The sequence below is a fragment of the Streptomyces flavovariabilis genome (assembly GCF_000725785.1).
In the GTDB taxonomy this organism is placed as follows: Bacteria; Actinomycetota; Actinomycetes; order Streptomycetales; family Streptomycetaceae; genus Streptomyces; species Streptomyces hawaiiensis.
In genome coordinates, this window is record NZ_JNXD01000023.1 from 108062 (window position 1) to 133854 (window position 25793).

At 71.4% G+C, this 25793-nt stretch carries 26 protein-coding genes and 2 pseudogenes; 16 read left to right on the forward strand and 12 right to left on the reverse strand.

Annotated elements, in window-relative coordinates:
• Positions 1 to 149 precede the first annotated feature (149 nt).
• Both IO24_RS0132575 and IO24_RS0132580 read left to right on the forward strand, forming a co-directional pair.
• The gene (locus IO24_RS0132575; protein WP_031142041.1) at positions 150 to 1490 is read left to right on the forward strand and encodes an NsdA family TPR-like regulatory protein; all 1341 of its coding nucleotides are present in this window, start codon (positions 150 to 152) and stop codon (positions 1488 to 1490) included.
• A gap of 106 nt (positions 1491 to 1596) precedes the next feature.
• Positions 1597 to 2142 carry an NUDIX hydrolase gene (locus IO24_RS0132580; protein WP_031142043.1) on the forward strand — a complete coding sequence of 182 codons (546 nt, stop codon included), beginning with the start codon at positions 1597 to 1599 and terminating at the stop codon, positions 2140 to 2142.
• A 1-nt stretch (position 2143) separates the two neighbouring features.
• On the opposite strand, the gene IO24_RS0132585 is transcribed toward IO24_RS0132580, so the two are convergent.
• Positions 2144 to 2401, reverse strand: a complete 258-nt coding sequence (locus IO24_RS0132585) for a hypothetical protein (RefSeq protein WP_031142045.1) — start codon at positions 2399 to 2401, stop codon at positions 2144 to 2146.
• Between the two features lie 219 nt (positions 2402 to 2620).
• On the opposite strand from IO24_RS0132585, the gene IO24_RS0132590 reads away from it, so the two are divergent.
• Positions 2621 to 2851: a hypothetical protein gene (locus IO24_RS0132590; protein WP_031142047.1), complete on the forward strand. Its 231-nt coding sequence runs from the start codon at positions 2621 to 2623 to the stop codon at positions 2849 to 2851.
• Between the two features lie 22 nt (positions 2852 to 2873).
• Here IO24_RS0132590 and IO24_RS0132595 read toward each other — a convergent pair whose 3' ends face one another.
• Positions 2874 to 3749: a 3-hydroxybutyryl-CoA dehydrogenase gene (locus tag IO24_RS0132595; protein WP_031142049.1), complete on the reverse strand. Its 876-nt coding sequence runs from the start codon at positions 3747 to 3749 to the stop codon at positions 2874 to 2876.
• Between the two features lie 179 nt (positions 3750 to 3928).
• Between IO24_RS0132595 and IO24_RS0132600 the strand changes: the two genes are divergently transcribed.
• Positions 3929 to 5158, forward strand: a complete 1230-nt coding sequence (locus IO24_RS0132600; protein ID WP_031142051.1) for a glycoside hydrolase family 10-like protein — start codon at positions 3929 to 3931, stop codon at positions 5156 to 5158.
• Position 5159: 1 nt separating this feature from the next.
• Here the strand turns inward: IO24_RS0132600 and IO24_RS0132605 are convergent, their stop codons facing one another.
• The gene (locus tag IO24_RS0132605; protein WP_031142053.1) at positions 5160 to 5360 is read right to left on the reverse strand and encodes a DUF1918 domain-containing protein; all 201 of its coding nucleotides are present in this window, start codon (positions 5358 to 5360) and stop codon (positions 5160 to 5162) included.
• Positions 5361 to 5452: 92 nt separating this feature from the next.
• Positions 5453 to 6373, reverse strand: a complete 921-nt coding sequence (locus tag IO24_RS0132610; RefSeq protein ID WP_031142055.1) for a DMT family transporter — start codon at positions 6371 to 6373, stop codon at positions 5453 to 5455.
• Here IO24_RS0132610 and IO24_RS0132615 point away from each other — a divergent pair.
• The 3 genes from IO24_RS0132615 (at position 6372) to IO24_RS0132625 (ending at position 8956) form a co-directional block, all read left to right on the forward strand.
• Positions 6372 to 7808: an aminotransferase-like domain-containing protein gene (locus IO24_RS0132615; RefSeq protein ID WP_031142057.1), complete on the forward strand. Its 1437-nt coding sequence runs from the start codon at positions 6372 to 6374 to the stop codon at positions 7806 to 7808. The two genes, IO24_RS0132610 and IO24_RS0132615, sit on opposite strands and share 2 nt — an antisense overlap.
• A gap of 40 nt (positions 7809 to 7848) precedes the next feature.
• Positions 7849 to 8289 carry a GNAT family N-acetyltransferase gene (locus IO24_RS0132620; RefSeq protein ID WP_031142059.1) on the forward strand — a complete coding sequence of 147 codons (441 nt, stop codon included), beginning with the start codon at positions 7849 to 7851 and terminating at the stop codon, positions 8287 to 8289.
• Positions 8290 to 8362: 73 nt separating this feature from the next.
• Complete coding sequence (locus IO24_RS0132625) at positions 8363 to 8956, forward strand: histidine phosphatase family protein (RefSeq protein WP_031142061.1); 594 nt, start codon at positions 8363 to 8365, stop codon at positions 8954 to 8956.
• Here IO24_RS0132625 and IO24_RS0132630 read toward each other — a convergent pair.
• Positions 8938 to 9378 carry a DUF6314 family protein gene (locus tag IO24_RS0132630; protein WP_031142063.1) on the reverse strand — a complete coding sequence of 147 codons (441 nt, stop codon included), beginning with the start codon at positions 9376 to 9378 and terminating at the stop codon, positions 8938 to 8940. The two genes, IO24_RS0132625 and IO24_RS0132630, sit on opposite strands and share 19 nt — an antisense overlap.
• 137 nt (positions 9379 to 9515) lie before the next feature.
• Here IO24_RS0132630 and IO24_RS0132635 point away from each other — a divergent pair, with 137 nt between their 5' ends.
• From IO24_RS0132635 to IO24_RS0132670, 8 genes are all read left to right on the forward strand, one after another.
• Positions 9516 to 12002, forward strand: a complete 2487-nt coding sequence (locus tag IO24_RS0132635) for an alpha-L-arabinofuranosidase C-terminal domain-containing protein (protein WP_031142065.1) — start codon at positions 9516 to 9518, stop codon at positions 12000 to 12002.
• Positions 12003 to 12191: 189 nt separating this feature from the next.
• Positions 12192 to 13124: a hypothetical protein gene (locus tag IO24_RS0132640; RefSeq protein ID WP_031142067.1), complete on the forward strand. Its 933-nt coding sequence runs from the start codon at positions 12192 to 12194 to the stop codon at positions 13122 to 13124.
• A 29-nt stretch (positions 13125 to 13153) separates the two neighbouring features.
• Positions 13154 to 13636 (forward strand): hypothetical protein, encoded by a 483-nt coding sequence (locus IO24_RS0132645; RefSeq protein WP_031142069.1) that lies wholly within the window; start codon positions 13154 to 13156, stop codon positions 13634 to 13636.
• A gap of 119 nt (positions 13637 to 13755) precedes the next feature.
• Complete coding sequence (gene argC, locus IO24_RS0132650) at positions 13756 to 14784, forward strand: N-acetyl-gamma-glutamyl-phosphate reductase (protein ID WP_031142071.1); 1029 nt, start codon at positions 13756 to 13758, stop codon at positions 14782 to 14784.
• Positions 14781 to 15932 (forward strand): bifunctional glutamate N-acetyltransferase/amino-acid acetyltransferase ArgJ, encoded by a 1152-nt coding sequence (gene argJ, locus IO24_RS0132655; protein WP_031142073.1) that lies wholly within the window; start codon positions 14781 to 14783, stop codon positions 15930 to 15932. The genes argC and argJ overlap by 4 nt, the downstream gene beginning before the upstream one ends.
• The gene (gene argB, locus IO24_RS0132660; protein ID WP_031142075.1) at positions 15929 to 16843 is read left to right on the forward strand and encodes an acetylglutamate kinase; all 915 of its coding nucleotides are present in this window, start codon (positions 15929 to 15931) and stop codon (positions 16841 to 16843) included. Before argJ ends, argB begins: the two co-directional genes overlap by 4 nt.
• Positions 16840 to 18048: an acetylornithine transaminase gene (locus IO24_RS0132665; protein ID WP_031142077.1), complete on the forward strand. Its 1209-nt coding sequence runs from the start codon at positions 16840 to 16842 to the stop codon at positions 18046 to 18048. The genes argB and IO24_RS0132665 overlap by 4 nt, the downstream gene beginning before the upstream one ends.
• A 7-nt stretch (positions 18049 to 18055) precedes the next feature.
• A complete protein-coding gene (locus IO24_RS0132670; RefSeq protein WP_031142079.1) occupies positions 18056 to 18601 on the forward strand; it encodes an arginine repressor in 546 nt (181 codons plus the stop codon).
• Positions 18602 to 18764: 163 nt separating this feature from the next.
• Here the strand turns inward: IO24_RS0132670 and IO24_RS0132675 are convergent, their stop codons facing one another.
• The 7 genes and pseudogenes from IO24_RS0132675 to IO24_RS46730 all read right to left on the reverse strand — a co-directional run bounded on the left by IO24_RS0132675 (position 18765) and on the right by IO24_RS46730 (position 24064).
• Positions 18765 to 19568 carry an FAD:protein FMN transferase gene (locus IO24_RS0132675; protein ID WP_031142081.1) on the reverse strand — a complete coding sequence of 268 codons (804 nt, stop codon included), beginning with the start codon at positions 19566 to 19568 and terminating at the stop codon, positions 18765 to 18767.
• Positions 19561 to 19665, reverse strand: coding sequence for an FMN-binding protein (locus IO24_RS47860; protein ID WP_439332899.1), 105 nt, complete (start codon positions 19663 to 19665; stop codon positions 19561 to 19563). The genes IO24_RS0132675 and IO24_RS47860 overlap by 8 nt, the downstream gene beginning before the upstream one ends.
• A gap of 176 nt (positions 19666 to 19841) precedes the next feature.
• Positions 19842 to 20411: pseudogene (locus tag IO24_RS43585) on the reverse strand (FMN-binding protein); the annotation flags it as partial.
• 40 nt (positions 20412 to 20451) lie between these two features.
• Positions 20452 to 21834: a ferredoxin reductase family protein gene (locus IO24_RS0132680; protein ID WP_031142083.1), complete on the reverse strand. Its 1383-nt coding sequence runs from the start codon at positions 21832 to 21834 to the stop codon at positions 20452 to 20454.
• A gap of 127 nt (positions 21835 to 21961) precedes the next feature.
• The gene (locus IO24_RS0132685) at positions 21962 to 22660 is read right to left on the reverse strand and encodes a L,D-transpeptidase family protein (RefSeq protein WP_031142085.1); all 699 of its coding nucleotides are present in this window, start codon (positions 22658 to 22660) and stop codon (positions 21962 to 21964) included.
• A gap of 3 nt (positions 22661 to 22663) precedes the next feature.
• Positions 22664 to 23251: a pyridoxamine 5'-phosphate oxidase family protein gene (locus IO24_RS0132690; protein ID WP_031142087.1), complete on the reverse strand. Its 588-nt coding sequence runs from the start codon at positions 23249 to 23251 to the stop codon at positions 22664 to 22666.
• Positions 23252 to 23391: 140 nt separating this feature from the next.
• Positions 23392 to 24064: pseudogene (locus IO24_RS46730) on the reverse strand (hypothetical protein).
• A gap of 283 nt (positions 24065 to 24347) precedes the next feature.
• Between IO24_RS46730 and argH the strand changes: the two are divergent.
• Positions 24348 to 25781 (forward strand): argininosuccinate lyase, encoded by a 1434-nt coding sequence (gene argH, locus IO24_RS0132695; RefSeq protein WP_031142089.1) that lies wholly within the window; start codon positions 24348 to 24350, stop codon positions 25779 to 25781.
• Positions 25782 to 25793 lie beyond the last annotated feature (12 nt).

Genomic DNA, 25793 nt, shown 5'->3' on the forward strand with positions numbered 1-25793 from the left:
CCGGCCGGCCTCTTTCGAGGCAACTCAGTCAACCGGCCGGCGACTCTCAGCGACAGTGCGCACACAGCGCGGATTCGGGCACTCCGTTCACACCCCGTGTGATGACGGACCCACTAATCTGGCCGCACCGAGCCATCCGGGGGGCCCACATGCAGCCCAACACTCTGCTCGACGCGATCCTGGACGAAGCGGGGATCTCGCACGCGGGGCTGGCCGCACACGTCAACCAGGCGGGACGGGCACGCGGCCTGTCCCTGAGGTACGAACACACCGCCGTCGCCCGGTGGTTGAAGGGGCAGCGTCCCCGGGGCCAGGTGCCCGACCTGATCTGCGAGGTGCTCGCGGCCCGGCTGCAGCGGCCGGTCACCCTCGACGACATCGGCCTGGGCGTGCCCGGCGAGCCGTCCGCCCCGCACACCGGTTCGCTGTCCGGGTTCGTCGAACGGGCCACCGCCCTGTGGCGCTCCGACCAGCAGCAGCGCCCGCACATCCTGGGCGCGCCCGCGCTCACCGGCACGCCCGCCGTGATGCCGGTGTGGGAGTGGGAGAACCCGCCCGAGGACGTGGACGTCTCCCGCGGCGGCCGGCACCGGGTCACCGCAAGCGACCTGGAGATGCTGCGGGCCGCCCGCACCCACTACGAGCAGATGTACCGCAAGGCCGGGGGCATCGCGACGCGGGCCCGTATCGTCGGCTTTCTCAACGCCGAGGCCGCCCCGCTGCTGCGCGGCGGCTACACCGACGAGACCGGCCGCCAACTGCACCGGGCCACGGGTGGGTTGGTGGCGGTCGCCGGCATCTGCGCGTACGACTCCGACGCGCACGGCCTCGCCCAGCGCTACTTCCACCAGGCGCTGCGGCTCGCCAAGGCCAGCGGGGACCGGGGACTCGGGGCGTATGTGATCGCCCTGCTCGTCAACCAGTCGCTGTTCATGCGGGAGTACCGCCAGTCCGTCGCCTTCGCGGAGGCGGCGTTGCGGGCCGCCGGCAAGCACATCACGCCGGCGCTCGCCTCCGACCTGTACGCGATGCAGGCCAAGGCGTACGCGCATCTCGGCGACGGCGGCAGTGCCCTGTCCTGCATCCGGCGGGCCGAGCAGGCCGCCGAGCGCATCCGGCGCGGCCACGAGCCCGACGAGACGGGTTATGTCCAGCCCGGGCTCGTCAACGTGCAGGTCGCTGAGGCACTGCTGAGCCTCGGGGAGATCGCGGCCGCCGGGGAGCATGCCGCGGCCGCCGTCGACAACCCGGCGCACGACCGCGGCCGGGTGCACCGGCTGGCCATGCTCAGCACCATCGAGCTGCGGCAGGGCAACGCCGACAAGGCGGTGGTCATCGCCGTGCAGATGGCCGAGCAGGCCCGGGGCATGGAGTCCCAGCGGCTGCGCGACCGGCTGCGCGCGGTGCGGGAGCACCTGGTGCGCAGTGGCACCGCGGGCACGGCCGAGGCCGCCGAACTCATCGACGGAGCACTGCGCGTACCGTTGTAGGTCCGGGCGGTGGTGCCCGTGTCGCTCCGAGGCGCTTACCGTGCGCCTGCTGTCCGTACGTCCCTGCTGCGATATTGCCACTTACTCGACGGAAGGTGGCAGAACCGTGCAGTGGACGAAACACAATGAGCAAACTGTGTACTCAAACCGCTGGTTCAGCGTCAATCTCGCAGATGTCGAACTGCCGGACGGCAGGCACCTGGACCACTTCCTCATACGGCTGCGGCCCGTCGCGGTGGCCACGGTCGTGAACGAGGCCAACGAGGTCCTGCTGCTCTGGCGGCACCGTTTCATCACCGACAGCTGGGGGTGGGAACTCGCGGCGGGAGTGGTCGAGGACGGTGAGGACATCGTCCGCGCGGCCGCCAGGGAACTGGAGGAGGAGACCGGCTGGCGGCCGGGACCCCTGCACCACCTCATGAGCGTGGAGCCGTCCAACGGGCTCACCGACGCCCGGCACCACGTGTACTGGGCCGACGAGGGCGAGTACGTCGGGCACCCCGTGGACGACTTCGAGTCGGACCGCCGGGAATGGGTGCCTCTCAAGCTCGTCCCCGACATGGTCGCCCGCGGCGAGGTCCCGGCCGCCAACATGGCGGCCGCGTTACTTCTGCTGCACCATCTCAGGCTCGGTCAGGACACGCTGCCCTGAGTCAACGGCCGAGCACCTGCCAGATCGCCATGACGAGGGCGCCCACGGCGGTGAGGGCGGCGACCGCGGGCAGCGGCCAGCGCGCGTGTTCGAGCGTGTGGATCCGGGTGTTGAGCTCCTCGATCTCCTTGGCGGTCTCCTCGGTGCGGTGGCTGAGCAGAGCCAGTCCGCCCTCGACGCGGGCGTAGGCCACATCGAGGCGGCGTCGTAACTCTGCGAGTTCTCCATGGACGACGGGATGCTCGGGATCGGCGGTCACGAGTCCGCTCCTTTCCGTAGTCGTTTCACATCCCTTGCATGCGTATGAGGAGTCAACTCGCCTGGTGGGCGCCTGAGGAGAGTGTGCGAGGGGCATATGCGAGCCCGGCGCGCACACGGTGTGTGAATGCCGCGAGCCCGGCACCAAGTCCGGTGCCGGGCCCGCAGCTTGGCCGAAATCTGACCGTCCGTAATCGGCCTGGGGGGTACCCGGGACGGCATGACGAAGTGGCAGAAGTACGCGGCGTACGCGCTGGCGCTCTACGCGCTGTCGGTCGTGGTGATCCGGTACTCCTCCGGCGGAACGGGATGGGGCACGGCGCTGCTGCTCGCCCTGGCGGCCACTCCGCTCACCCTCTGGATGGGGTGGCTGCGCAGCCGCCTCAACGAGCAGGCGGCGGAATGGGGACGCCGCCGGTTCCGGCCGTGGCCGGAGGAGCGGCGGCGCTGAGGTGGCAGCTTCAGCCGGGCGGTCAGCCGTAGGTGTAGAAGCCCGAGCCCGTCTTGCGGCCCAGCCGGCCCGCGTCGACCATGCGCTGCAGGAGCGGGGGAGCGGCGTACAGGGGCTCCTTGTACTCCTCGTACATGGACTGCGCGACCGAGGCGACCGTGTCCAGGCCGATCAGGTCGGACAGCTTCAGCGGGCCCATCGGGTGAGCGCAGCCCATCTCCATGCCGTTGTCGATGTCCTCGCGGCTGGCGATGCCCGTCTCGAACATCCGGATCGCGGAGAGCAGGTACGGGATCAGCAGCGCGTTGACCACGAAGCCGGAGCGGTCCTGGGCGCGGATCGCGTGCTTGCCCAGCAGCTTCTCGGTGAACAGCTGGGCGCGGCTGAGGGTGCCCTCGGACGTGGTGAGCGCCGGGATCAGCTCGACGAGCTTCTGCACCGGGGCCGGGTTGAAGAAGTGGATGCCGATGACCTGATCGGGCCGCGACGTCGCCACCGCCAGCTTCACCAGCGGGATCGAGGAGGTGTTGGAGGCCAGGATCGCGTCGGGCCGGGTCACGACCTGGTCGAGCACCTGGAAGATCTCGGTCTTGACCTGCTCGTTCTCGACGACGGCCTCGATCACCAGGTCACGGTCGGCGAACTCGCCGAGATCCGTGGTGAAGCTCAGCCGGGCCAGTGTGGCCTCCTGCTCCTCCTCGGTGATCTTGCCGCGCTCGGCTGCCTTGGCCAGGGAGGTGAACAGCCGGGTGCGGCCGATCTCCAGGGCTTCGCCGGTGGTCTCGGCGACCATGACGTCCAGGCCGGCCCGGGCGCACACCTCGGCGATGCCCGCGCCCATCTGACCGCAGCCCACGACTCCGACGCGTGCAATGTCTCCCGCTGGGATGTCCGTCACATCGTCCCTTTCGCTGCTGATCCACGACCGGGCAGGCCGGCCGGGTCCCGGCGCCTGCTCCGTTCGTGCACGTTACCGCCAAGTATCGATGATCGATCGCGGGGGGCGGGTCCGGTTCGGGCATGCTGGGCCCGGAGCGATCCGCGACCGGGCGGATCCGCGGCTTTTGGGGCATGCGGATGGGACGAGTCTCACGCAGGGCGTTCGCGGTGGCGGCGCTGTCGGCTTTCACGATGATCCCGCAGGCATCGGCCGCCCCCGGACGGAAGGGCGGGGCGCCGCAACCCGAGATGCGGGGCGTCTGGATCGCGTCCGTGGCCAACCGCGACTGGCCGTCGAAACCCGGGCTGACCGCGTCGCAGCAGCGCGCCGAACTGCTCACCCACCTCGACACGGCGGTCCGCAACCGGCTCAACACGGTGTTCTTCCAGGTCCGGCCCACAGCGGACGCCCTGTGGCCCTCGCCGTACGAGCCCTGGTCGCAGTACCTCACCGGCACCCAGGGCAAGAACCCCGGCTGGGACCCGCTGGGCACGGCGGTGAAGGAGGCGCACGCCCGGGGCCTCCATCTGCACGCCTGGTTCAACCCGTACCGGATCGCCGCCCACGCCGACCCGGCCCGGCTCGCCGCCTCCCACCCCGCCCGTCAGAACCCGGACTGGGTGGTGACGTACGGCGGGAAGCTGTTCTACAACCCGGGGCTGCCCGAGGTCCGCGCCTTCGTCGAGGACGCGATGCTCGACGCGGTGGCGAAGTACCCCGTGGACGGCGTCCACTTCGACGACTACTTCTACCCGTACCCCGTGGCGGGGCAGAGCTTCGACGACGACGCGGCCTACGACGAGCACGGCGGCGGCTTCCCGGACCGGGCCGCCTGGCGGCGGGACAACATCGACCGGCTGGTGCGGGAGACGGCGGACCGCATCAAGGAGGTCCGGCCGCGCGCCCGCTTCGGTATCAGTCCCTTCGGCGTGTGGCGCAACGCCGCCACCGACCCGCTCGGCTCGGACACCCGGGCGGGTGTGGAGACGTACGACGATCTGCACGCGGACACCCGGAAGTGGGTGCGCGAGGGCTGGATCGACTACATCGTCCCGCAGCTGTACTGGAACATCGGCTTCGCAGCCGCCGACTACGCGAAGCTGGTGCCGTGGTGGGCGGGGGTCGCACGCGGCAGCTCGACGCAGCTCTACGTGGGAGAGGCGCTGTACAAGGCCGGCGCCCCGGCGCAGCCCGCCGCCTGGCAGGAGACCGGCGAGTTGTCCCGGCACCTGACGCTGGCCGGGGACTACCCGCAGGTGCGCGGACACGTCTACTTCGCGGCCAAGGACGTGGCGGCCGACCGGATCGGGGCGATGGCGCGGGTGGTCGCCGACCACTACGGGAAGCCGGCGCCGCCCCCGCGCTGAGTCATGGCCCGGTGGTGGTCTCCCTGTGCCGGATCTCCGTGTCGGGTCCCGGGGAGCACACGCCCTCGTGCCCGTCCTCGAACCGGACGCGGAACGGCGGGTTGCCCTCCCGGCCGAGCACTTCGACGATCTCGCCGACCTTGTCGTGCTGACCGACCACCCTGCCGTGCTGGACAAGCTGGTCGCCCACGGTTGCGCGCATCTGGGGCCTCCTCAGAATGTGCGGAGCAGCGGTCCGTGGCCTTGAGTCTACGGCGGGGGGCGCCTGCCGGCAGTGGCCGTGCGCCGTCCCGCTCAGCCGCGTGATCGCTGTGTGACGGCGATGCAGACCAGCACCGCCGCGGCCGTCAGCGGGGCGGCGACCGTGAGGTGCTCGCCCAGCAGCAGCACCGACCACACCAGTGTGAGCAGCGGCTGGGCGAGCTGCAACTGGCTGGCCTTGGGGATGCCGATGGCCGCCATGCCGCGGTACCAGACGACCAGCCCGGCGAACTGCGAGCCCGCCGCGACCCACAGCAGGCCGGTGACGCTGTGCGCGGTCAGACGGACGGGTTCGTGCGCCAGGGCGAGCGCGGCGACGGGCACGGTCAGGGGCAGGCACAGCACCAGCGCCCAGCCGATCACCTGCCAGCCCGGCATCACCCGGGCCAGCCGGCCGCCCTCGGTGTAGCCCGCCGCGCAGACCAGCAGCGCGGCGAAGAGGTACAGGTCGGCTGTGGTCAGGGCGCCGCCGCTCTGCTGCACGGTGAAGGCCAGCACCGCCGCCGCGCCCGCGAGGGCGGCGGTCCAGAAGGTGCGCGAGGGCCGGGTGCCGACACGCAGCGCGGAGCAGAGCGCGGTGGTCAGCGGAAGCAGTCCGACCACGACGGCGGCGTGCGCGGTGGTGGAGGTCTCCAGCGCCAGCGTGGTCAGCAGGGGGAAGCCGAGGACGACACCGGCCCCGACGACCGCGAGACCCGGCCAGTGCCGACGGGCGGGCAGCGGCACCCGCAGCGCCAGGAGAGCGACGCCCGCGATCACGGCGGCGAGCACGCTGCGCACGGCGACCAGTGACCAGGGCCCGAAGCCTTCCAGCCCCCAGGCGGTGGCCGGGAACGTGAGGGAGAAGGCCACGACGCCGAGGGCGGCCTGGAGGGTGCCGAAGCCGGGGCGCTCCGGGCCCGGGGTGGCGACTGCTATCGAGGACGCCGCAGTAGCGCTACTCTGTGCTCTCATGCAAGAGCGTAGCAGCGTGGGTGATCTGGCAGAACAGCTGAGGCGGGAGCTGGACCGCTACTCGCCCGGTGGAAAGCTGCCGTCCAGTCGGGCGCTCGTCGAGCGGTTCCGGGTGAGTCCGGTGACGGTGTCGCGTGCCCTGGCGCAGCTCGCCGCCGAGGGCCTCGTGGTCACCCGGCCCGGCGCGGGCGCGTTCCGTGCGCAGGCCCGGACGGCACCGGCCCCCGCCGGGGACACCTCCTGGCAGGAGGTCGCGCTCAGCGCCGACGGTGCCGCCGATCTCGTACCGCGCTCGGTCGACGCCTCCGGGGTGCTGGTGTCGCTCGCCGCGCCGCCGCCCGGCGTGATCGAGTTCAACGGCGGCTATCTGCATCCGTCGTTGCAGCCGGAGCGGGCGATGGCCGCCGCCCTCTCACGGGCCGGGCGCCGTCCCGGTGCCTGGGGGCGCCCGCCCATGGAGGGGCTGCCGGAGCTGCGCGAGTGGTTCGCGCGGAGCATCGGCGGCGCGGTCACGGCCGCCGAGGTGCTGGTCACCGCGGGCGGGCAGTCCGCGCTGACCACCGCCCTGCGCGCCCTCGCCCCGCCCGGCGCCCCCATTCTGGTCGAGTCGCCGACCTACCCCGGCATGCTCGCCATCGCCCGCGCCGCCGGCCTGCGCCCGGTACCCGTGCCGGTGGACGCCGACGGTGTGAGGCCCGCCCTGCTCGCCGACGCGTTCCACGCCACCGGCGCCCCGGCCTTCGTCTGCCAGCCGCTCTTCCAGAACCCCACCGGCGCCGTCCTCGCGCCCGAGCGGCGCGCCGAGGTGCTGCGCATCGCGCGGGAAGCGGGTGCGTTCGTCGTCGAGGACGACTTCGTACGGCGGCTCGTGCACGAGGACGCGGGGCCGCTGCCGCGTCCGCTGGCCGCCGACGACCCCGACGGCGTCGTCGTCCACGTCTCCTCGCTCACCAAGGCGACCTCCCCGAGCTTCCGGGTCAGTGCCCTGGCCGCCCGCGGGCCGGTCCTGGAGCGGCTGCGGGCCATCCAGGTCGTCGACACCTTCTTCGTGCCGCGCCCCCTCCAGGAGGCGGCGCTCGAACTCGTCGGCTCGCCCGCCTGGCCGCGTCATCTGCGGGCCGTCTCCGCGGAGTTGAAGGCCCGCCGGGACGCGATGACCGGCGCACTCGCCCTGCACCTGCCGGAGTTCGCCCTGCCGCACATCCCGTCCGGCGGCTACCACCTGTGGCCGCGCCTGCCCGACGGCACGGACGAGACGGTCCTGACCTCGGCGGCCCTGCGGGCCGGCGTCGCCCTCACGCCCGGCCGCCCGTACTTCAGCGCCGAACCACCGGCCGCGCACGTCCGGCTGAGCTTCGCGGCGGTCGCCGGGGCCGGGGAGATCGCGGAGGGCGTACGGCGGCTGCGTACGGCCTGTGACGAGGTGCTCGGATAACCGCTCGACGCGCCTCGGGCGGCCTGCGAGCATCGCGACCATGACCGACACGCCGAGCCTGCCCGAGGGCTACGAGATCTCCGCCGACCCCGCCCGCGTCGACCGCGAGCGCGTGCACCACTGGCTGTCCACCGACGCGTACTGGGCGCTGGGGCGCCCCCGGGAGACGCAGGACCGGGCGATCGAGGGGTCGCTCAACTTCGGCGTGTACGGGACGGCGTCGGGGGAGCAGGTCGCGTACGCCCGGGTGATCACCGACCGGGCCACCTTCGGGTGGCTGTGCGATGTGTACGTCGATCCGTCGGTGCGGGGCAAGGGCGTCGGAAGCGCGCTCGTGGCCGCCGTACGGGACGAGTTGCGGTCGTACGGGGTGCGGCGGGTGCTGCTCGCCACGCACGACGCGCACGGGGTGTACGAGAAGCTCGGGTTCGCCGGGCTGGAGCGGCCCGAGCACTGGATGGCGCTCGTCTTCGGCCAGTGAAGGTCGGTGCACCCTGGGTAACTCGTAGGTAACACCTCTTGACCTGCGCACTTGCTGCGCCCACGATCGCCGCATGCCACTTCGGGTCACCTTCGTCGCCGCCGCGCGCAGCTCCCCGCTGCTCGCCGAGCGTTTCGAGGACGAGCGGCCGCTGGACCAGGCCGGCTGGGGCGAGGTGGAGCGCGTCGCCCACGAGCTGCTGCCGCTCGCCGCGGCCGAACTGCGCTACTGCTCGCCGACTCCGCGCAGCCGGTCGACGGGGGAGGGGCTCGGGTACGCGCCGCTGGTGCAACTCGGTCTGCGTGACTGCGACATGGGCCGGTGGCGCGGACTGACCCTGGGCGAGGCGATGGCCCGGGAGCCGGATGCCGTGGACGCCTGGCTCGCCGACCCCCGCGCCACTCCGCACGGTGGTGAGTCGCTGGTCGACTTCATCACCCGGGTCGGCGGCTGGCTCGACACGCGGCCCGTCGAGGACGGCTGCCGGGTCGTGGCGGTGGCCGAGCCGTCCGTGATCCGGGCCGCCCTGGTGTACGCCCTCAAGGCACCGCCCTCGACGTACTGGAACATCGACGTCCGTCCGCTGTCGACGACCTCCGTGACGGGTCGTGCGGGCCGCTGGAACCTGCGTTTCGACGGGGCGTCGGCTCAGCCTTCACGCGCGTAGTCGGTGCGCAGCACGAGATCCTTGGCGGGGCCGCGCACGTACCACACCGTCCGCCAGTGGTCCGCGTCCCGGACGGTGAACTCGCCGCGGTAGAGGTCCGCGGCGCAGGGGTGGCCGGCGATGTGCCGCCCGGAGGTCAGATCCAGCTCGTGGAACGGCCGGCCGTCGGCGAACCGCACGTCCGCGGTGCCGCCCGGGCCCGGCAGGAACCGCAGGGTCCGCTCCGCGGGCCGGGCCACGCCCTGCCAGACGAAGGTGCCGGACTCGTGGTGCAGCAGCCCGCCGGTCTCCTCCGTACGGAACTCGGTGGTTCCGGTGAACTCACCCTCCGCGCCGCTCGCGAGATCCCGCACCGACCGCGTGACGCGCCAGCGGCCGGCCAGGTACGCCAGCACGTTGGGCACTGGCCAGAACTCGCCCATCCGGTACCGCTCTCCGTCCCACACGTTGCTGCGCGACCCATTGACGCGCATCCGCCCCCTCCCTATCTTGCCGTTCGAAGTGCTGATCAATGTCTGATATTTCGAACATTCCTCTACCAGAGAGCCGCGGAGTATCCATGCCACGCACCGCCGCCCGCACCCGATGGAGAGTCGGCCTCACGGCCACCGCCCTCCTGACGGCAGCAGCCCTCGTACCGGCCCCCGCGCACGCCGAGGACGTCTCCGACTACGCGATCACCGTCGACCCGTCCGCGAAGGGCGCCGCGATCGACGACACGATGTACGGCGTCTTCTTCGAGGACATCAACCGGGCCGCCGACGGCGGTCTGTACGCCGAACTCGTGCAGAACCGCTCCTTCGAGTACTCCACCGCCGACAACGGCTCCTACACGCCCCTGACCTCCTGGACGGCCGGCGGCACGGCCCAGGTGGTGAACGACGCCGGCCGGCTCAACGAACGCAACCGCAACTACCTCTCCCTGGGCGTCGGTTCGTCCGTCACGAACGCCGGCTACAACACCGGCATCAGGGTCGACAAGGGCAAGCGGTACGACTTCTCCGTGTGGGCCCGCGCCGAGAGCGGCAGCACGCTCACCGTCTCGCTGAAGGACGCCGCGGGCAGCCTGGCCACCGCCCGCCAGGTCGCCGTGAAGGGCGGCTGGGCCAAGTACAAGGCCACGTTCACGGCGACCCGGACGAGCAACCGCGGACGGCTCGCCGTCGCCTCGTCGAACGCCGCCGCGCTGGACGAGGTGTCCCTGTTCCCGCGCGAGACGTACAAGAACCAGCCGAACGGCCTGCGCAAGGACCTCGCCGAGAAGATCGCGGCCCTGAAGCCGGGCTTCGTGCGCTTCCCCGGCGGCTGCCTGGTCAACACCGGTTCCATGGAGGACTACAGCGAGGCCTCGAACTGGCAGCGCAAGCGCAGCTACCAGTGGAAGGACACCATAGGACCGGTCGAGCAGCGCGCCACCAACGCCAACTTCTGGGGCTACAACCAGAGCTACGGCCTCGGCTACTACGAGTACTTCCGCTTCTCCGAAGACATCGGCGCCATGCCGCTGCCCGTCGTCCCCGCCCTGGTGACCGGCTGCGGTCAGAACAAGGCCACCGACGACGACGCCCTGCTCAAGCGGCACATCCAGGACACCCTCGACCTCATCGAGTTCGCCAACGGCCCGGCGACCTCCGAGTGGGGCAAGGTCCGCGCGCAGATGGGCCACCCCAAGCCCTTCCACCTGACCCACGTCGGGGTAGGCAACGAGGAGAACCTGCCGAAGGAGTTCTTCGCCCGCTTCGAGCAGTTCCGGGCCGCCATCAAGGCGAAGTACCCCGACATCACCGTCATCTCCAACTCGGGCCCGGACGACGCCGGCGCGACCTTCGACACCGCCTGGCAGCTCAACCGCGAGGGCAAGGTCGACATGGTCGACGAGCACTACTACAACAGCCCGAACTGGTTCCTGCAGAACAACGACCGCTACGACTCCTACGACAGGAACGGCCCCAAGGTATTCCTCGGCGAGTACGCCTCCCAGGGCAACGCCTGGAAGAACGGCCTGTCCGAAGCCGCCTTCATGACCGGCCTGGAGCGCAACGCGGACGTCGTCAAGCTCGCCTCGTACGCCCCGCTGCTCGCCAACGAGGACTACGTGCAGTGGCGGCCGGACATGATCTGGTTCAACAACCGGGCCTCCTGGAACTCGGCCAACTACGAGGTCCAGAAGCTGTTCATGACCAACGTCGGGGACCGCGTGGTTCCGTCGAAGGCCACGACCACGCCGAACGTCAGCGGCCCGATCACCGGCGCCGTCGGACTGTCCACGTGGGCGACCAGCGCCGCGTACGACGACGTGAAGGTCACCTCGGCGGACGGCTCGGCCCTGCTGAGCGACGACTTCTCCGGTGACGCCTCGAAGTGGAAGCACTCCGGCGCGGGCAGCTGGAGCATCCAGGACGGGGCCTACGTCCAGACCGACACCGCCGCCGAGAACACCCTGGTCACAGCGGGCGACCCGGCCTGGAAGGACTACGACCTGCATGTGAAGGCCACCAAGAAGTCCGGCAAGGAGGGCTTCCTCGTCGCCTTCGGTGTCAAGGACACCGGCAACTACTACTGGTGGAACCTGGGCGGCTGGAACAACACCCAGTCCGCGATCGAGCAGGCCGTGGACGGCGGCAAGGGCACCCTGATGACGAAGCCCGGATCGATCGAGACGGGCCGGGCCTACGACATCGACATCAAGGTGCGCGGCCGCCAGGTCACCCTCTTCCTCGACGGCAAGGAGTGGGGCACCTTCAAGGACGACAAGCCGGCCGAGCCGTTCCGCCAGGTCGTCACCGAGGACGCGAAGACCGGTGACCTGATCGTCAAGGTCGTCAACGCCCAGCCGGCCGAGGCACGTACGGCCGTCGACCTCGGTGGCGCCAAGGTCGCCTCCACGGCCCGCGTGACCACGCTGGCCGCCGACGAGGACGCCGTGAACACCGAGACGGACACCCCGGTGACGCCGGTGACATCCACCTTCCGGGGCGTGGCCGGGAAGTTCACGTACACCTTCCCGGCGAACTCCGTCACGTTTCTGAGGATCAAGCAGAGGTAGCCGCAAGGCCGGATGTGGGCCGCCGCCCGAGGGGCGGCGGCCCACACGCGTGCGCGGCCGGCGGCGGCGCACCGAGGGGCGGGCGCCCTGACACATGTCAGGACCGCCCAGGGCCGCGCCTGTGTTGTGCTCTGTCGGCCGGACCCACCGGCCGGCGCGGGGCCTCCCGCCCGAGCGACAGGACGGGACATGCGGATCCAGAAGACGTGCCGGTTCCCGGCGGGCGCCGCCGCCCTGGCCGCCGCGTGGGCGGTGGCACTGACCCTGCTCGTGGGCTGCGGTGCCGCGGCGCCGGACCGGCCACAGCCGGGAGGGGAGCCGGGCCGGCCGGTCCCTCTCACGGACGCGGAGCGTGCCGTGACGAGCCGGGCCGAGGCGCTGCTCGTCCAGACCTGCATGAAGCGCAAGGGCCATCGCTACTGGGTGGCGGCGCCGCTCGACGAGGAGGAGACCCGCAGCTTCGGCTACGTCATGGACGACGTGGCGTGGGCCCGGGCGCACGGCTACGGGAGCCGCATCAAGCAGAAGGTCTTCGAGGCCAAGAAGAGCGATCGGAACCTGTCGTACCGGGCGGGGCTCTCCCCGCGTGCGGCGCGGACGTACGCGGCCGATCTGGCGGGCGGTCCCGGCTCGAAGATGATGACGGTGCGGCTGCCGGCCGGCGGGCGGATCCGGCTCGCCACGGGCGGGTGCGAGGGGGAGGCCGTGCGCAAGCTGTACGGGGACCAGGAGCAGTGGTTCCGGGCCGACAGGATCGCCACCAATCTCACGCCTCTGTACGTACCGGATCTCGTCGCCGACCAGCGCTTCAAGACGGCGCAGAACCGCTGGGCCGCCTGCATGCGCGCCGCGGGGCACCCCTATCGCACGCCCGCCGACATCCGCTCCGCGCTGCCCGGGGCCGCTCGAGGCCGCAGCGCCGCACAGGCGTACCGGACCGAGGTGCGCCTGGCCGTCGCCGAGGCGACCTGTGCGCGCCGGACCGGGTTCGGCGACACCCTCCGCGCCCTCGAGACGGAGCACAGTGCGCCGGTGCGCGAGCGCTACCGCGCGGAGATCACCAAGCGGGACCGGCTGGAACGCGCCGCGCTGCGTCGCGCCGAACGGATCCTGAACCACTGAAACGCCGAGGTCACAAGGAGCACACCGGTATGGGCAAGAAGACTCGAGCGCTCGCGGCGATGGGGCTGACCGCCCTGTTCGCCGTCATGGTTCCGGCCACGACGGCGCAGGCCGCACCCGCGAGCGCCAACTGCGACAACGAGTACTGGGAGTACGCGGGGGACGGCAACGTCCACATCTACTACGAGACCGACTGCCGCAGCCTGAACGTCAAGTACGGCAGCGGGGACGACGTGAACTGGAGCGACGGCCTGGGCCACTTCGCGTGGTCGGACAACGACGCGGTCAGCTCGGTGATGAACACGGGCACGTACTCCGGCGGCTGGGACGTGGTGAAGTTCTACGTCGACGCCAACTACAGCCAGGCCCAGGGGTACAGCTGCCTGAAGCGAAGCGAGATCTACGTGGACGACCTCAGCCGCAACACGAGCACCACAGGGCACACGATGAACAACTCGATCAGTTCGCACCAGTGGGTGACACAGGGCGCCTGCGCCAAGTTCATGAGCTGACACCAGCCGGCCAGGGGCCCAGTCGGGGACTGGGCCCCTCCGGCGTGTCGTCGGCAAGCACCAGTGATTGCATAAAACTGCGGCTCAACGTATAGTCATGCCCTCTAGGAGGAGGTTCCATGGCGGTACGTGCGGCAGTGGCCGGAGCGAGTGGGTACGCGGGCGGGGAACTGCTGCGTCTGCTCCTGGCGCACCCCGAAGTCGAGATCGGCGCTCTGACGGGCAACTCGAACGCGGGACAGAAGCTCGGTGCGCTCCAGCCGCACCTGCTGCCCCTGGCCGGCCACGTGCTCCAGGAGACCACCCCGGAGATCCTCGCCGGTCACGACGTCGTCTTCCTCGCACTGCCGCACGGGCAGTCCGCCGCGGTCGCCGAGCGGCTCGGCCCGGACGTACTCGTCGTCGACATGGGCGCCGACTTCCGGCTGACGGACGCCGCAGCCTGGGAGCAGTTCTACGGCTCGCCGCACGCCGGGACCTGGCCCTACGGCCTTCCCGAACTGCCGGATGCCCGCGCCCGGCTCACGGGATCCAAGCGCATCGCGGTGCCCGGTTGCTACCCGACCGCCGTCTCCCTGGCCCTGTTCCCGGCGTACGCCGCGGGCCTGGCCCAGCCCGAGGCCGTGATCGTCGCCGCGTCCGGCACGTCCGGAGCGGGCAAGGCGCCCAAGCCGCACCTGCTGGGCAGCGAGGTCATGGGGTCGATGTCCCCCTACGGCGTCGGCGGCGCGCACCGGCACACCCCCGAGATCACCCAGAACCTCAGCGCTGCGGCGGGCGGGCCGGTCTCCGTGTCCTTCACACCGACCCTCGCGCCCATGCCCCGCGGCATCCTCGCCACGTGCAGCGCCAAGGCCGCCGACGGCGTCACCGGCGAGTCCCTGCGCGCCGTCTACGAAAAGGCCTTCGCCGACGAACCGTTCGTGCACCTGCTTCCCGAGGGACAGTGGCCCGCCACGGCGTCCGTCTACGGTTCGAACGCCGTTCAGGTGCAGGTCGCGTACGACGCGGCCGCCGGACGGATCATCGTGATCAGCGCCATCGACAACCTCACCAAGGGCACCGCCGGCGGTGCCGTGCAGAGCATGAACATCGCCCTGGGTCTCGACGAGACCACCGGACTGACGACGATCGGAGTTGCGCCGTGAGTGTGACGGCAGCGAAGGGATTCACGGCGGCGGGCATCGCCGCCGGGATCAAGGAGAACGGCAACCCCGACCTGGCCCTCGTGGTCAACAACGGGCCCCGCCGCGCCGCCGCCGGCGTCTTCACCTCCAACCGTGTGAAGGCCGCGCCGGTCCTGTGGTCCGAGCAGGTGCTGAAGAGCGGCCAGGTCTCCGCCGTCGTCCTCAACTCCGGTGGCGCCAACGCCTGCACAGGCCCCAAGGGCTTCCAGGACGCGCACGCCACGGCCGAGAAGGTCGCCGAGGTCCTCGGGCGGGGCGCCGTCGAGGTAGCCGTCTGCTCGACCGGTCTGATCGGCCTCCTGCTCCCGATGGACAAGCTGCTCCCGGGCGTCGAGACGGCCGCGGCCCAGCTCTCCGAGCACGGCGGGGAGAAGGCCGCCATCGCCATCAAGACCACCGACACCGTCCACAAGACGTCCGTCGTCACCAAGGACGGCTGGACCGTCGGCGGCATGGCCAAGGGCGCGGGCATGCTCGCCCCCGGCCTCGCCACCATGCTCGTCGTCCTCACCACCGACGCCGGCCTGGAGAACGACGTACTGGACGAGGCCCTGCGGGCGGCCACCCGGACGACCTTCGACCGGGTCGACTCCGACGGCTGCATGTCCACCAACGACACGGTGCTGCTGCTCGCCTCCGGCGCCTCCGGCGTCACCCCGGACCACGCCGAGTTCGCCGAGGCCGTCCGGCAGGTCTGCGACGACCTCGGCCAGCAGCTCATCCGGGACGCCGAGGGCGCCAGCAAGGACATCAAGATCGAGGTGATCAACGCCGCGACCGAGGACGACGCCGTCGAGGTGGGCCGCTCCATCGCCCGCAACAACCTCCTCAAGTGCGCCCTCCACGGCGAGGACCCCAACTGGGGCCGCGTCCTCTCCGCGATCGGCACCACACGGGCCGCCTTCGAGCCCGACCGGCTCAATGTCGCCATCAACGGCGTCTGGGTCTGCAAGAACGGCGGCGTCGGCGAGGACCGCGACAAGGTCGACATGCGCTACCGCGAGGTGCACATCGTCGCCGACCTCGCCGCCGGGTCCGAGACCGCCACCATCTGGACCAACGACCTCACGGCCGACTACGTCCACGAGAACAGCGCGTACTCCTCATGAGCAGTGGAGCGACCCGCAAGCACACCGCGCTGCCCAAGGCGCAGATCCTCATCGAGGCCCTGCCCTGGCTGGTCCGGCACAACGGCAAGACCGTCGTCATCAAGTTCGGCGGCAACGCCATGATCGACGAGGATCTGAAGGCCGCCTTCGCCCAGGACGTCGTCTTCCTGCACCACGCCGGCCTCAAGCCCGTCGTCGTGCACGGCGGCGGCCCGCAGATCAGCGCCGCCCTCGACCGGCACGGCATCGTCAGCGAGTTCAAGGCCGGCCTCAGGGTGACCACCGAGGACGCCATGGACGTCGTACGGATGGTGCTGGCCGGGCAGGTCCAGCGCGAACTGGTCGGGCTGCTCAACCAGCACGGGCCGCTCGCCGTCGGCCTGACCGGCGAGGACGCGCACACCATCACCGCCACCAAGCACCAGCCCGAGATCGACGGCGAGCCGGTCGACATCGGGCGGGTCGGCGAGATCACCGCTATCGACACCGGCGCCATCGAGGCCCTGCTCGCCGACGGCCGCATCCCGGTCGTCTCCTCGATCGCCCGCTCCCAGGACGACGGACATGTCTACAACGTCAATGCTGATACGGCGGCTGCGGCACTCGCTGCTGCACTGGACGCCGAAACCCTCATGGTCCTCACGGACGTCGAGGGCCTCTACGAGGACTGGCCCCACAGCGACGAGGTGATCAGCCGCCTCACCGCCGTCGAGCTGGAGCGGCTGCTGCCGGACCTGTCCTCCGGCATGGTGCCGAAGATGGAGGGCTGCCTGCACGCCGTGCGCAACGGCGTCACCACCGCCCGCGTCATCGACGGCCGGGTCCAGCACTCGATCCTGCTGGAGATCTTCACCGACGAGGGCATCGGCACGATGGTCGTGCCCGACGAGCAAGAGGGGGATGCCGTATGACCGCCCATCAGGAGTACGCCGAGCGGTGGCAGGGCGCGCTCATGAACAACTACGGCACCCCGCTGCTGCCCCTGACACACGGCGAGGGCACGCGCGTCTGGGACGCCGACGGCAACTCCTACCTCGACTTCGTCGGCGGCATCGCCACCAACGCCCTCGGCCACGCCCACCCGGCGATCGTGGAGGCCGTGACCCGGCAGATCGGCTCCCTCGGCCACATCTCCAACTTCTTCATGGCCGAGCCGACCGTCGCCCTCGCCGAGCGGCTGCTCCGCCTCTTCGGCCGGGACGGCAAGGTCTTCTTCTGCAACTCCGGCGCCGAGGCCAACGAGGCCGCCTTCAAGATCGGCCGGCTGACCGGGCGGACCCACATCGTCGCCACCGAGGGCGCCTTCCACGGGCGGACCATGGGCGCCCTGGCCATGACCGGCCAGGCCGGCAAGCGCGAGCCGTTCCTGCCGCTGCCCGGCGACGTCACCCACGTGCCGTTCGGCGACGCGCAGGCCCTGGCCGCGGCGGTCACCGAGGAGACCGCGCTCGTCATCCTCGAACCGGTCCAGGGCGAGCTCGGCGTCGTCGTCCCGCCCGCCGGCTACCTCAAGGCCGCCCGGGCCATCACCGCCGCGACCGGGGCGCTCCTCGTCCTCGACGAGGTGCAGACCGGCATCGGCCGCACCGGGCACTGGTTCGAGTACCAGGCACACGAGGGCGTCCTGCCCGACGTCGTCACCCTCGCCAAGCAGCTCGGCGGCGGGCTGCCGCTGGGCGCCACCGTCGCCTTCGGGCGCGCGGCCGACCTCCTCCAGCCCGGCCAGCACGGCACGACCTTCGGCGGCAACCCGGTCGCCTGCGCCGCCGGGCTCGCCGTCCTCGACACCATCGAGAACGAGGGGTTGCTGGAGAACGTCAAGCGGCAGAGCGAGAGGTTGCGGGACGGAATCGAGGGCCTCGGCCATCAGTTGATCGATTTCGTCCGGGGGACCGGACTCCTCCTGGGTATCGTGCTCACCGAGCCGCTCGCGCCCCAGGTGCGCCAGGCGGCTCAGGAGGCCGGATTCCTGGTGAACGTGCCCGCCCCCGACGTCGTCCGGCTGATGCCGCCGCTGAACCTCGGCGACGACGAGGTGGACGCGTTCCTGGGTGCACTGCCCGGAATCCTCCAGGCAGCGAGCGGGGACGGACGATCCGGGGGATCCGGGGAATGAGACGACGATGAGCCAGGCGCAGGACCACGAGCAGCCGGGAGCGAACGGGCCCGCCGTGCCGCAGACCCGCACCGCACGCCACCGCCGGATCGTGGACATCCTCAACCGGCAGCCGGTCCGGTCGCAGAGCCAGCTGGCGAAGCTGCTCGCCGACGACGGGCTGAACGTCACGCAGGCGACGCTCAGCCGGGACCTGGACGAGCTGAACGCGGTGAAGATCCGCAACGCCGACGGCGACCTGATCTACGCGGTGCCCAGCGAGGGCGGGTTCCGTACGCCCCGGGCGCCGCTGGGCGGGTCGGCGAAGGAGGAGCGGATGCGGCGGCTCTCGCAGGAGCTGCTGATCTCCGCGGAGGCCTCGGCGAACCTCGTGGTGCTGCGTACCCCTCCGGGGGCGGCGCAGTTCCTGGCCTCGGCCATCGACCAGGCCGAGCTGCACGACATCCTGGGGACGATCGCCGGTGACGACACGTTGCTGCTGATCAGCAGGGAGCCGACGGGTGGGCAGGCGCTGGCCGACCATCTGCTGAGGCTGGCGCAGAACGGGCACTAGGGGTTGCCGTTCGGGTGCGGGAGCGCTGTGGCTCGTCGCGCAGTTCCCCGTACCCCTGAGACGGCCCAGCTGCGGGCATGCGTGCCGCTGGGGGCGGCACCCGTCCCACTGAAGCGGCACCCGCCGGCGCGGGTGAGCGTAACGCCCTGTCCTCAGCCTCGACTCACCCCAGCCTCGCAGCCAAGCCCCCTGTACACCGCACCTCGTCACCAGCCGTGATCAGCAGCGCCTCCACCCCCGGCAGCGACTCCAGCCACGCCAGGCCCTCCCGCGAGCCCATCGCGAAGGCCGCCGTCGCCCAGCAGTCGGCCCACGTCAGGCGGGGGCCCACCACCGTCACGGCGACCAGGTCGGTCACCGCCGAACGGCCCGTGCGCGGATCGGCGATGTGCGCGCCACGCTCCGCCGTACCGGACGTGGCCACGGACAGTTCGTCGGCCCCTGCGGCCGAGATGACCGCCGCCAGACCCCCCGGCCGAAGGGGGTCGGCCACCCCCACCCGCCACGGCCGCTGTGCCCCGGGCGACCCCAGCAGCTGCACGTCCCCGCCGCCGTTGAGGTTCACCCCGCTCACCCCGGGCACGTCCGCCAGCCGCCGCGCCGCCCGCTCGACGGCCCAGCCTTTGACGATGCCCGTCGGATCGAGACGGCCCTGGTACGACGTGCTGAACCAGCCGCCGCTCAGCCGCTCCGCCTCGGCGGCCAGTTCCAGCACCTCGGCGACCTCGGGGTCGCACTGCGCGACGGTCAGCTCCCCGCGCTGCAGCCGCGAGATCTGGCTGTCCTCGCGGTACGTGCTGAAGACTTCGTCGACCCGGTGCAGCCCGGCGACGGCCTCGTCCAGGGCCGCGCGCACGGCGGCCGGTTCCCCGCCGCGGACGTCGAAGGAGAAGACGGTCCCCATCGTCTCCTCGGCATGACGCACCGCGGCGGGAGCCTGGGCGGAGTCGGCCACCGTGTCAGCCACCGGCCTGGTCCAGCGCGGACTGGAGGGACTTCTTGTAGCCGGCGCTGGTGTACGTGGCGCCGGACACGGCGTCGATCTGCGCGTTTCCGGCTGCCACGGCCGCCTGGTTGAGGCGGTGCCGGTGAGCGTCCGGGTCGCGGCCTGGCCGCCTCCGGAACCCGCGGCCTGGCCGCCTCCGGAACCCGCGGCCTGGCCGCCTCCGGAACCCGCGGCCTGACCACCCCCGGCCGGGGCCTTGTCCAGGGCCGACTGGAGGGACTTCTTGTAGCCGGCGCTGGTGTACGTGGCGCCGGACACGGCGTCGATCTGCGCGTTTCCGGCTGCCACGGCCGCCTGGTTGAGGCGGGTCTGCGCGACATCGCCGGTCAGCGTCTGCGCGCCCCCCGAACCCTGCTGCGATCCGGCCGACGCCTTCGCCTTGTCCAGGGCCGACTGGAGGGACTTCTTGTAGCCGGCGCTGGTGTACGTGGCGCCCGAGACCGCGTCGATCTCCGCGCTCTGCGCCGCCACCACCGCCTGGTTGAGGCGGGGGACGGAGGAGGAGGTGATCTGGTCGCTGCGGCCGCCCTTGGGGGCCTGGACCGCCTCGGCCTGGGTGATCCTGCCGTTGTTCATCGTCAGGCGGACCTGCACCGCGCCGTACTGCGTCTGCGCCGCGTCGCCGGTGACCGCGCCGTTCACGCCGCCCTGCGGGGCCTGTCCGGCCGCCGCGGGCGGCGCCTGCCCCGCCGCCTGGGCAGAACCCGGGTCGGACGCCGGCTTCAGCGACAGCAGCAGCACGATCCCGGAGACGGTGGCTGCGCCGGCGAGCACGGCACGCCGGACGGGGTGAGACTTCCTCATCGTTTCCCAAACTCCTGAAGGGCCGTTGGTGTCCCGTCGCTCACATCTCGAACGACTCGTGATGGATACGGCGGGCGGGGACTCCCGCTCCGCGCAGTGCCTCGTAGACCGACTGCGCGAAGCCGGGCGGCCCGCACATGAAGACGTCGTGGTTGTCGATGTCCGGGATCTTCCGCTGGAGGGACTCCGCCGAGATGTCGGGGCGTTCCCCCTCCGGGCTGTTGACCGCGTACATCAGCCGGGCGCCGCGCTCGTCGGCGATCTTGGCGAGCTCGCCCCACAGCGCCAGGTCCTGGGTGCTGTTGGCCCGGTAGAGGAGGGTGATGTCACCGGACGCGCCCGGCAGCGTCTCGAACAGGGCCCGCATCGGGGTGATGCCCACCCCGCCCGCCACCAGCAGCACCTTGCCGCGGCTGCGGCGCTGCGCGGTCATCGCGCCGTAGGGGCCCTCCGCCCACACCTTGGTGCCGGGCGTCAGATCGCGCAGCCGCTCGGTGTGGTCGCCGATCGCCTTGACGGTGATCCGCAGCATGTCCGGGCGGGGCGCCGCCGACAGGGAGTAGGGGTGCGAGCTGAAACGCATGCCCGGCGCCATGAACCGCCACCGGAAGAAGTGCCCGGCCTCCGCGCCCATCCGGTGCAGCTTGCGCCCGCTGATCAGCACGGACACGATCCCGGGGGTCTCCTCGATGACCGCCTCCACCCGCATGCGGTGCCGCAGGTTCAGCCGGATCGGGGTGAGGATCCGGTACCAGACGACCAGCGCGGTCACCACGCCGTACAGCCCGTACCAGAAGGTCTTCGCGGCCGGTTCGACGGCGAACTCGTTGCCCGTCGTGATCTGGTGCCAGAACGTCATGTAGACCGAGGCGTACGTGAGCAGGTGCACGTGGTACCAAGTGTCGTACCCGATCAGGCGGCGCACCCCGCCGATCGAGAGGATCCCGATCACGAACAGCAGGCCCGTGCCGATGGCGGCCTTGCCCATGTCCGGCAGCTGGTTGATGGAGTCCGTCGTCTGCTGGACGATGTCGCCCAGCCCCTTGCCCGCCTGCAGGGCGTAGCCCCACATGATGAGGAAGACGTGGGCGAGGACCAGGCAGAGCGTGTAGCGGCCGGTCATGGCGTGCCAGCGCGCGACCCGGTCGGTGCCCACCCGGCGCTCCAGCGCGGGCACCCTGGCCATCTGGAGCACCACCAGCGCCATGAGATAGCCGGCGAGCAGGCCGGTGATCCGGCCCGCGGCCAGGATCTTGCTCGTGGTGTCCGCGAGGGACGGCGTGTTGTCCCACCACAGCCACAGCACGGCCGCCGCACCGGCCCACAGGGCGATCAGCAGCGGGACGGCCGGGGAGCGGCGCGGGCGGATGCGGCGCATCGTCTGGCGGCGGGCGGCACGGCCGCCTGCGAGCGTGGTGGTCACGGTTCCTCCGTGGGGACTTGACCCTTGGCCCACAGATACGTGCCGGGACACGGGAGTGTTCAGCCGCGTGCCGAGTCGGGTGCGAAGAGGAGTGACCGTTGGTAACACGCACACGGCCACCGGTCCGTCAGGGGCGGGTGACGGCCGTGTTCCCGCTCACCGTGCCGATGGCGATGTGCGGCCGCCGCGCGGGGTCGGCCCAGCGGAGGATCCGCCGCATGGCCTTCTCGGGCACGGAGACACAACCCGCCGTCGCACCCCGCCCGTTGACATGGAGGAAGATGCCCGCGCCGCGCCCCCGCACGGGACGCCCGTAGTTGAAGCCGATGACGAGCGCGTGCGCGTACTGCGCGCGATAGGTGATCAGGTGCTCGGACTCGGCGGCCCGGCAGTCGGCCGCGCGCGGCTCGGTCCAGCGGTTGTAGGAGCGGGAGCCGTTGTCCTGGCACCACCAGGAGTCCTGGTGCACCCTGCGGTAGGTGTACGCCGTGCCGCGCGGCGCCGCCTTGATGCCGAAGGCGTACGGCAGGCCGTACAGGCCGGTGGGTGTGGTGTTCGTGCCCTGCTTGCGGGAGGCGCCGGTGACGAGCCCGTTCGCTCCGAAACGGGCGGGCGTGGAGCCCCTCTTCGTCCAGCGCCCGTCTCCGCCGCGGTCCCACCAGGTGACCGTGCCCGTCGTCGAGGCCCGCTTCGGGGCCACCGCGGTGATCAGCTGGGTGCCGCCGCCGGTGTCCGCCATCCGGGCCGGCAGCGGCGGCGGGGCGGGCGGCCCGGCGCCGAGCACGACCAGGGAGGAGACGGCGAGGGCGACGGCACCGGGGCGCATGCCTCAGACCGTAGAGGGAGGCAGCGGCAACGGCAGCCCGGGTAGTCCGTCCAGGCTGCTGGCGATGTGTTCCTTCTTGCTGAAGTACGCGCTGAGCGAGGCGTCGTCCTCCCGGGCGAACCGCTTGCCGTGCAGGTCCCGGTCCTCCTCGTACGCCATGAAGGGCACCCCGTAGCCGCAGGTGTCGCGGACGAGTTCGGCGGTGACGACGATGATCGCGCGCAGGCCGTGCTGTGTCGGGTCGATGTCCGGGAAGTGCGCGAGCAGTTCCCCGAAACGGGGGTCGTCGCGGAACACCGGTTCACCTCTGCCGTGCACGCGGACGATGTTCGGCGGGCCCTGGAAGGCGCACCACATCAGGGTGATCCGCCCGTTCTCCCGCAGATGGGCGATGGTCTCGGCGTTGGAACCCGCGAAGTCGAGGTAGGCCACCCTGAGCTCGTCGAGCACCGTGAAGGAGCCCTTGAGGCCCTTGGGGGAGAGGTTGACGGTGCCGTCGGCGGCCAGGGGCGCGGTGGCGGTGAAGAAGACCGGCTGCGCCTCGATGAACGTGCGGAGCCGGCCGTCTATGCGCTCATAAGTCTTTCCCATGTCGAATGATTATGGTCGGAGATCTTTCGACTGTCTAAGGAATTGCGGGATCCGGTCACCTCTGCCGGATCCCGCGTGCAGGCGTCGTCCGTGGCTGCCCCGGCCGGCGCTCCCACGGGGCGGCCACGGCGCCTGTCACCTCACTTGGTGAGTGTGCAGGCGGCCAGGGAGTCCAGTCCGGCCGGACGCTCGGCCGTGCGGCCGATGGAGGTGGCGATGCGGTTGATCGCCGCGACGCGCTTGTCCTCCAGCGGGCCGAGGATGGCGTTCTGGACGAAGTTGGGCCCGCCCTGGCCGACCGTGTCGACGAGGCGCTTGTTGGCCTCCCGACTCCGGCGTTCCCCGCCTCGCCCGCACCCGCACCGCCCTCCTCGGCGCCCGCACCGGCCTCGGCGCCGGCGCCCGCCTCGGCACCCGCGCCGCCCTCCTCGGCACCTGCCCCGGCACCCGCGCCCGCCTCCGCGCCGGCGCCCGCCTCATCACCACCCGCCGCCTCGCCCGCCCCGGCGCCACCGTCGGCGTTGAGCTGGCAGGCGGCGAAGGCCTCGAGGCCCTCGGGCTTCTCGGCGGCCCGTCCGATGGCGGTCTCGATGCGGTTGAGGGCCGCGACGCGCTTGTCCTCCAGCGGGCCGAGGATGGCGTTCTGGACGAAGTTGGGCCCGCCCTGGCCGACCGTGTCGACGAGGCGCTTGTTGGCCTCCTCTCCCCGGCGAGGGCGAAGCCGGCGATCACCGTGCCGGACAGTGCCACCGCGGCGGCGCCGCCGATGAACGTGACGCGACGCTTGTTGTACTTCGGAAGAGCCCTGGACATGCGGATGCCTCACTAGGGGTCGGGGGTGTCGTCGGTGTCGAAACGCGGCGCCTGCGTTCGGCGAGAGGTACGGGTAAGCGGTTTCCCGTGTTCAAGGGATCCTCAAATTCCTCTCGCCTGACCGGAAACCGCCTCTCGGCCCCGGATGGGTTGACGAATCATGCAGAGGTCTGCATAATCATGCATGTCGGTGATCTGCCGTGAGCAGTAGCGTGATGACCGTCTCCACGCCCTACGGGCGGGAAGGCGGTGGCACATCCACACCCATTGAGGAGCGCAGCAGGTGAGCAGCAACAGCGGTGACGTCCGGCTCTGGGGCGGTCGTTTCGCCGACGGTCCCGCCGAGGCCCTGGCGAAGCTGTCCGCGTCCGTCCACTTCGACTGGCGGCTCGCGCCGTACGACATCGCCGGTTCGCGTGCCCACGCGCGTGTGCTGCACAAGGCGGGCCTGCTCACGGCCGACGAGCTGACCCGCATGGTCGCCGGGCTGGACCAGCTGGAGGCGGACGTCGCCGACGGCTCTTTCGTGGGCACCATCGCCGACGAGGACGTCCACACCGCCCTGGAGCGCGGCCTCCTGGAGCGCCTCGGCCCCGACCTCGGCGGCAAGCTGCGCGCGGGCCGCTCCCGCAACGACCAGGTCGCGACCCTCTTCCGCATGTACCTGCGGGACCACGCCCGGATCGTCGGCGGCCTGATCGCCGAGCTCCAGGACGCGCTGGTCGGCCTCGCCGAGGCCCACCCCGACGTGGCGATGCCCGGCCGCACGCACCTCCAGCACGCCCAGCCCGTCCTCTTCGCCCACCATGTCCTGGCCCATGTGCAGTCCCTCTCCCGGGACGCGGAGCGGCTGCGTCAGTGGGACGCGCGCACGGCGGTCTCGCCCTACGGCTCGGGCGCCCTGGCGGGCTCCTCCCTCGGCCTCGACCCGGAGGCGGTGGCGAAGGACCTCGGTTTTGAGCACGGCTCCGCCGGCAACTCCATCGACGGCACGGCCTCCCGCGACTTCGTCGCCGAGTTCGCGTTCATCACGGCGATGATCGGGGTCAACCTCTCCCGGATCGCCGAGGAGATCATCCTCTGGAACACGAAGGAGTTCTCCTTCGTGACCCTGCACGACGCGTTCTCGACGGGCTCGTCGATCATGCCGCAGAAGAAGAACCCGGACATCGCCGAGCTGGCCCGCGGCAAGTCCGGCCGTCTGATCGGCAACCTGACGGGCCTGATGGCCACCCTCAAGGCCCTCCCGCTCGCGTACAACCGCGACCTCCAGGAGGACAAGGAGCCGGTCTTCGACTCCATCGACCAGCTCGAGGTCCTGCTCCCGGCCTTCACCGGCATGATGGCCACCCTCACCGTCCACCGCGAGCGCATGGAAGAGCTGGCCCCGGCGGGCTTCTCCCTGGCCACGGACATCGCCGAGTGGCTGGTCAAGCAGGGCGTCCCGTTCCGGGTGGCCCACGAGGTCGCCGGCGAGTGCGTGAAGGTCGCCGAGGGCGAGGGCAAGGAACTGGACGAGCTGACGGACGAGCAGTTCGCGAAGATCTCGTCCTACCTCACCCCGGAGGTCCGCTCGGTCCTCAACGTCCCCGGAGCCTTGGCCTCCCGCAACGGCAGGGGCGGCACGGCCCCGAGTGCGGTCGCCGTCCAACTGGCAGAGGTGAAGGCGGATGTGGCGGCCCAGCACGAGTGGGCTCTGGCCAAGAAGAAGGGCTGAGGGGAACGCCTC

Excerpts from the sequence above, each read along its gene's own strand:
- IO24_RS0132615 (WP_031142057.1), top strand. The coding sequence starts at position 6,372 with ATGCAAGAGCGTAGCAGCGTGGGTGATCTGGCAGAACAGCTGAGGCGG.
- IO24_RS0132590 (WP_031142047.1), top strand. The coding sequence starts at position 2,621 with ATGACGAAGTGGCAGAAGTACGCGGCGTACGCGCTGGCGCTCTACGCG.
- IO24_RS0132600 (WP_031142051.1), top strand. The coding sequence starts at position 3,929 with ATGGGACGAGTCTCACGCAGGGCGTTCGCGGTGGCGGCGCTGTCGGCT.
- argC (WP_031142071.1), top strand. The coding sequence starts at position 13,756 with ATGGCGGTACGTGCGGCAGTGGCCGGAGCGAGTGGGTACGCGGGCGGG.
- IO24_RS0132640 (WP_031142067.1), top strand. The coding sequence starts at position 12,192 with ATGCGGATCCAGAAGACGTGCCGGTTCCCGGCGGGCGCCGCCGCCCTG.
- IO24_RS0132625 (WP_031142061.1), top strand. The coding sequence starts at position 8,363 with ATGCCACTTCGGGTCACCTTCGTCGCCGCCGCGCGCAGCTCCCCGCTG.
- IO24_RS0132665 (WP_031142077.1), top strand. The coding sequence starts at position 16,840 with ATGACCGCCCATCAGGAGTACGCCGAGCGGTGGCAGGGCGCGCTCATG.
- IO24_RS0132670 (WP_031142079.1), top strand. The coding sequence starts at position 18,056 with ATGAGCCAGGCGCAGGACCACGAGCAGCCGGGAGCGAACGGGCCCGCC.
- IO24_RS0132645 (WP_031142069.1), top strand. The coding sequence starts at position 13,154 with ATGGGCAAGAAGACTCGAGCGCTCGCGGCGATGGGGCTGACCGCCCTG.
- IO24_RS0132610 (WP_031142055.1), bottom strand. The coding sequence starts at position 6,373 with ATGAGAGCACAGAGTAGCGCTACTGCGGCGTCCTCGATAGCAGTCGCC.
- IO24_RS0132685 (WP_031142085.1), bottom strand. The coding sequence starts at position 22,660 with ATGCGCCCCGGTGCCGTCGCCCTCGCCGTCTCCTCCCTGGTCGTGCTC.
- argB (WP_031142075.1), top strand. The coding sequence starts at position 15,929 with ATGAGCAGTGGAGCGACCCGCAAGCACACCGCGCTGCCCAAGGCGCAG.
- IO24_RS0132635 (WP_031142065.1), top strand. The coding sequence starts at position 9,516 with ATGCCACGCACCGCCGCCCGCACCCGATGGAGAGTCGGCCTCACGGCC.
- IO24_RS0132575 (WP_031142041.1), top strand. The coding sequence starts at position 150 with ATGCAGCCCAACACTCTGCTCGACGCGATCCTGGACGAAGCGGGGATC.
- IO24_RS0132630 (WP_031142063.1), bottom strand. The coding sequence starts at position 9,378 with ATGGGCGAGTTCTGGCCAGTGCCCAACGTGCTGGCGTACCTGGCCGGC.
- IO24_RS0132605 (WP_031142053.1), bottom strand. The coding sequence starts at position 5,360 with ATGCGCGCAACCGTGGGCGACCAGCTTGTCCAGCACGGCAGGGTGGTC.
- IO24_RS0132620 (WP_031142059.1), top strand. The coding sequence starts at position 7,849 with ATGACCGACACGCCGAGCCTGCCCGAGGGCTACGAGATCTCCGCCGAC.
- IO24_RS0132690 (WP_031142087.1), bottom strand. The coding sequence starts at position 23,251 with ATGGGAAAGACTTATGAGCGCATAGACGGCCGGCTCCGCACGTTCATC.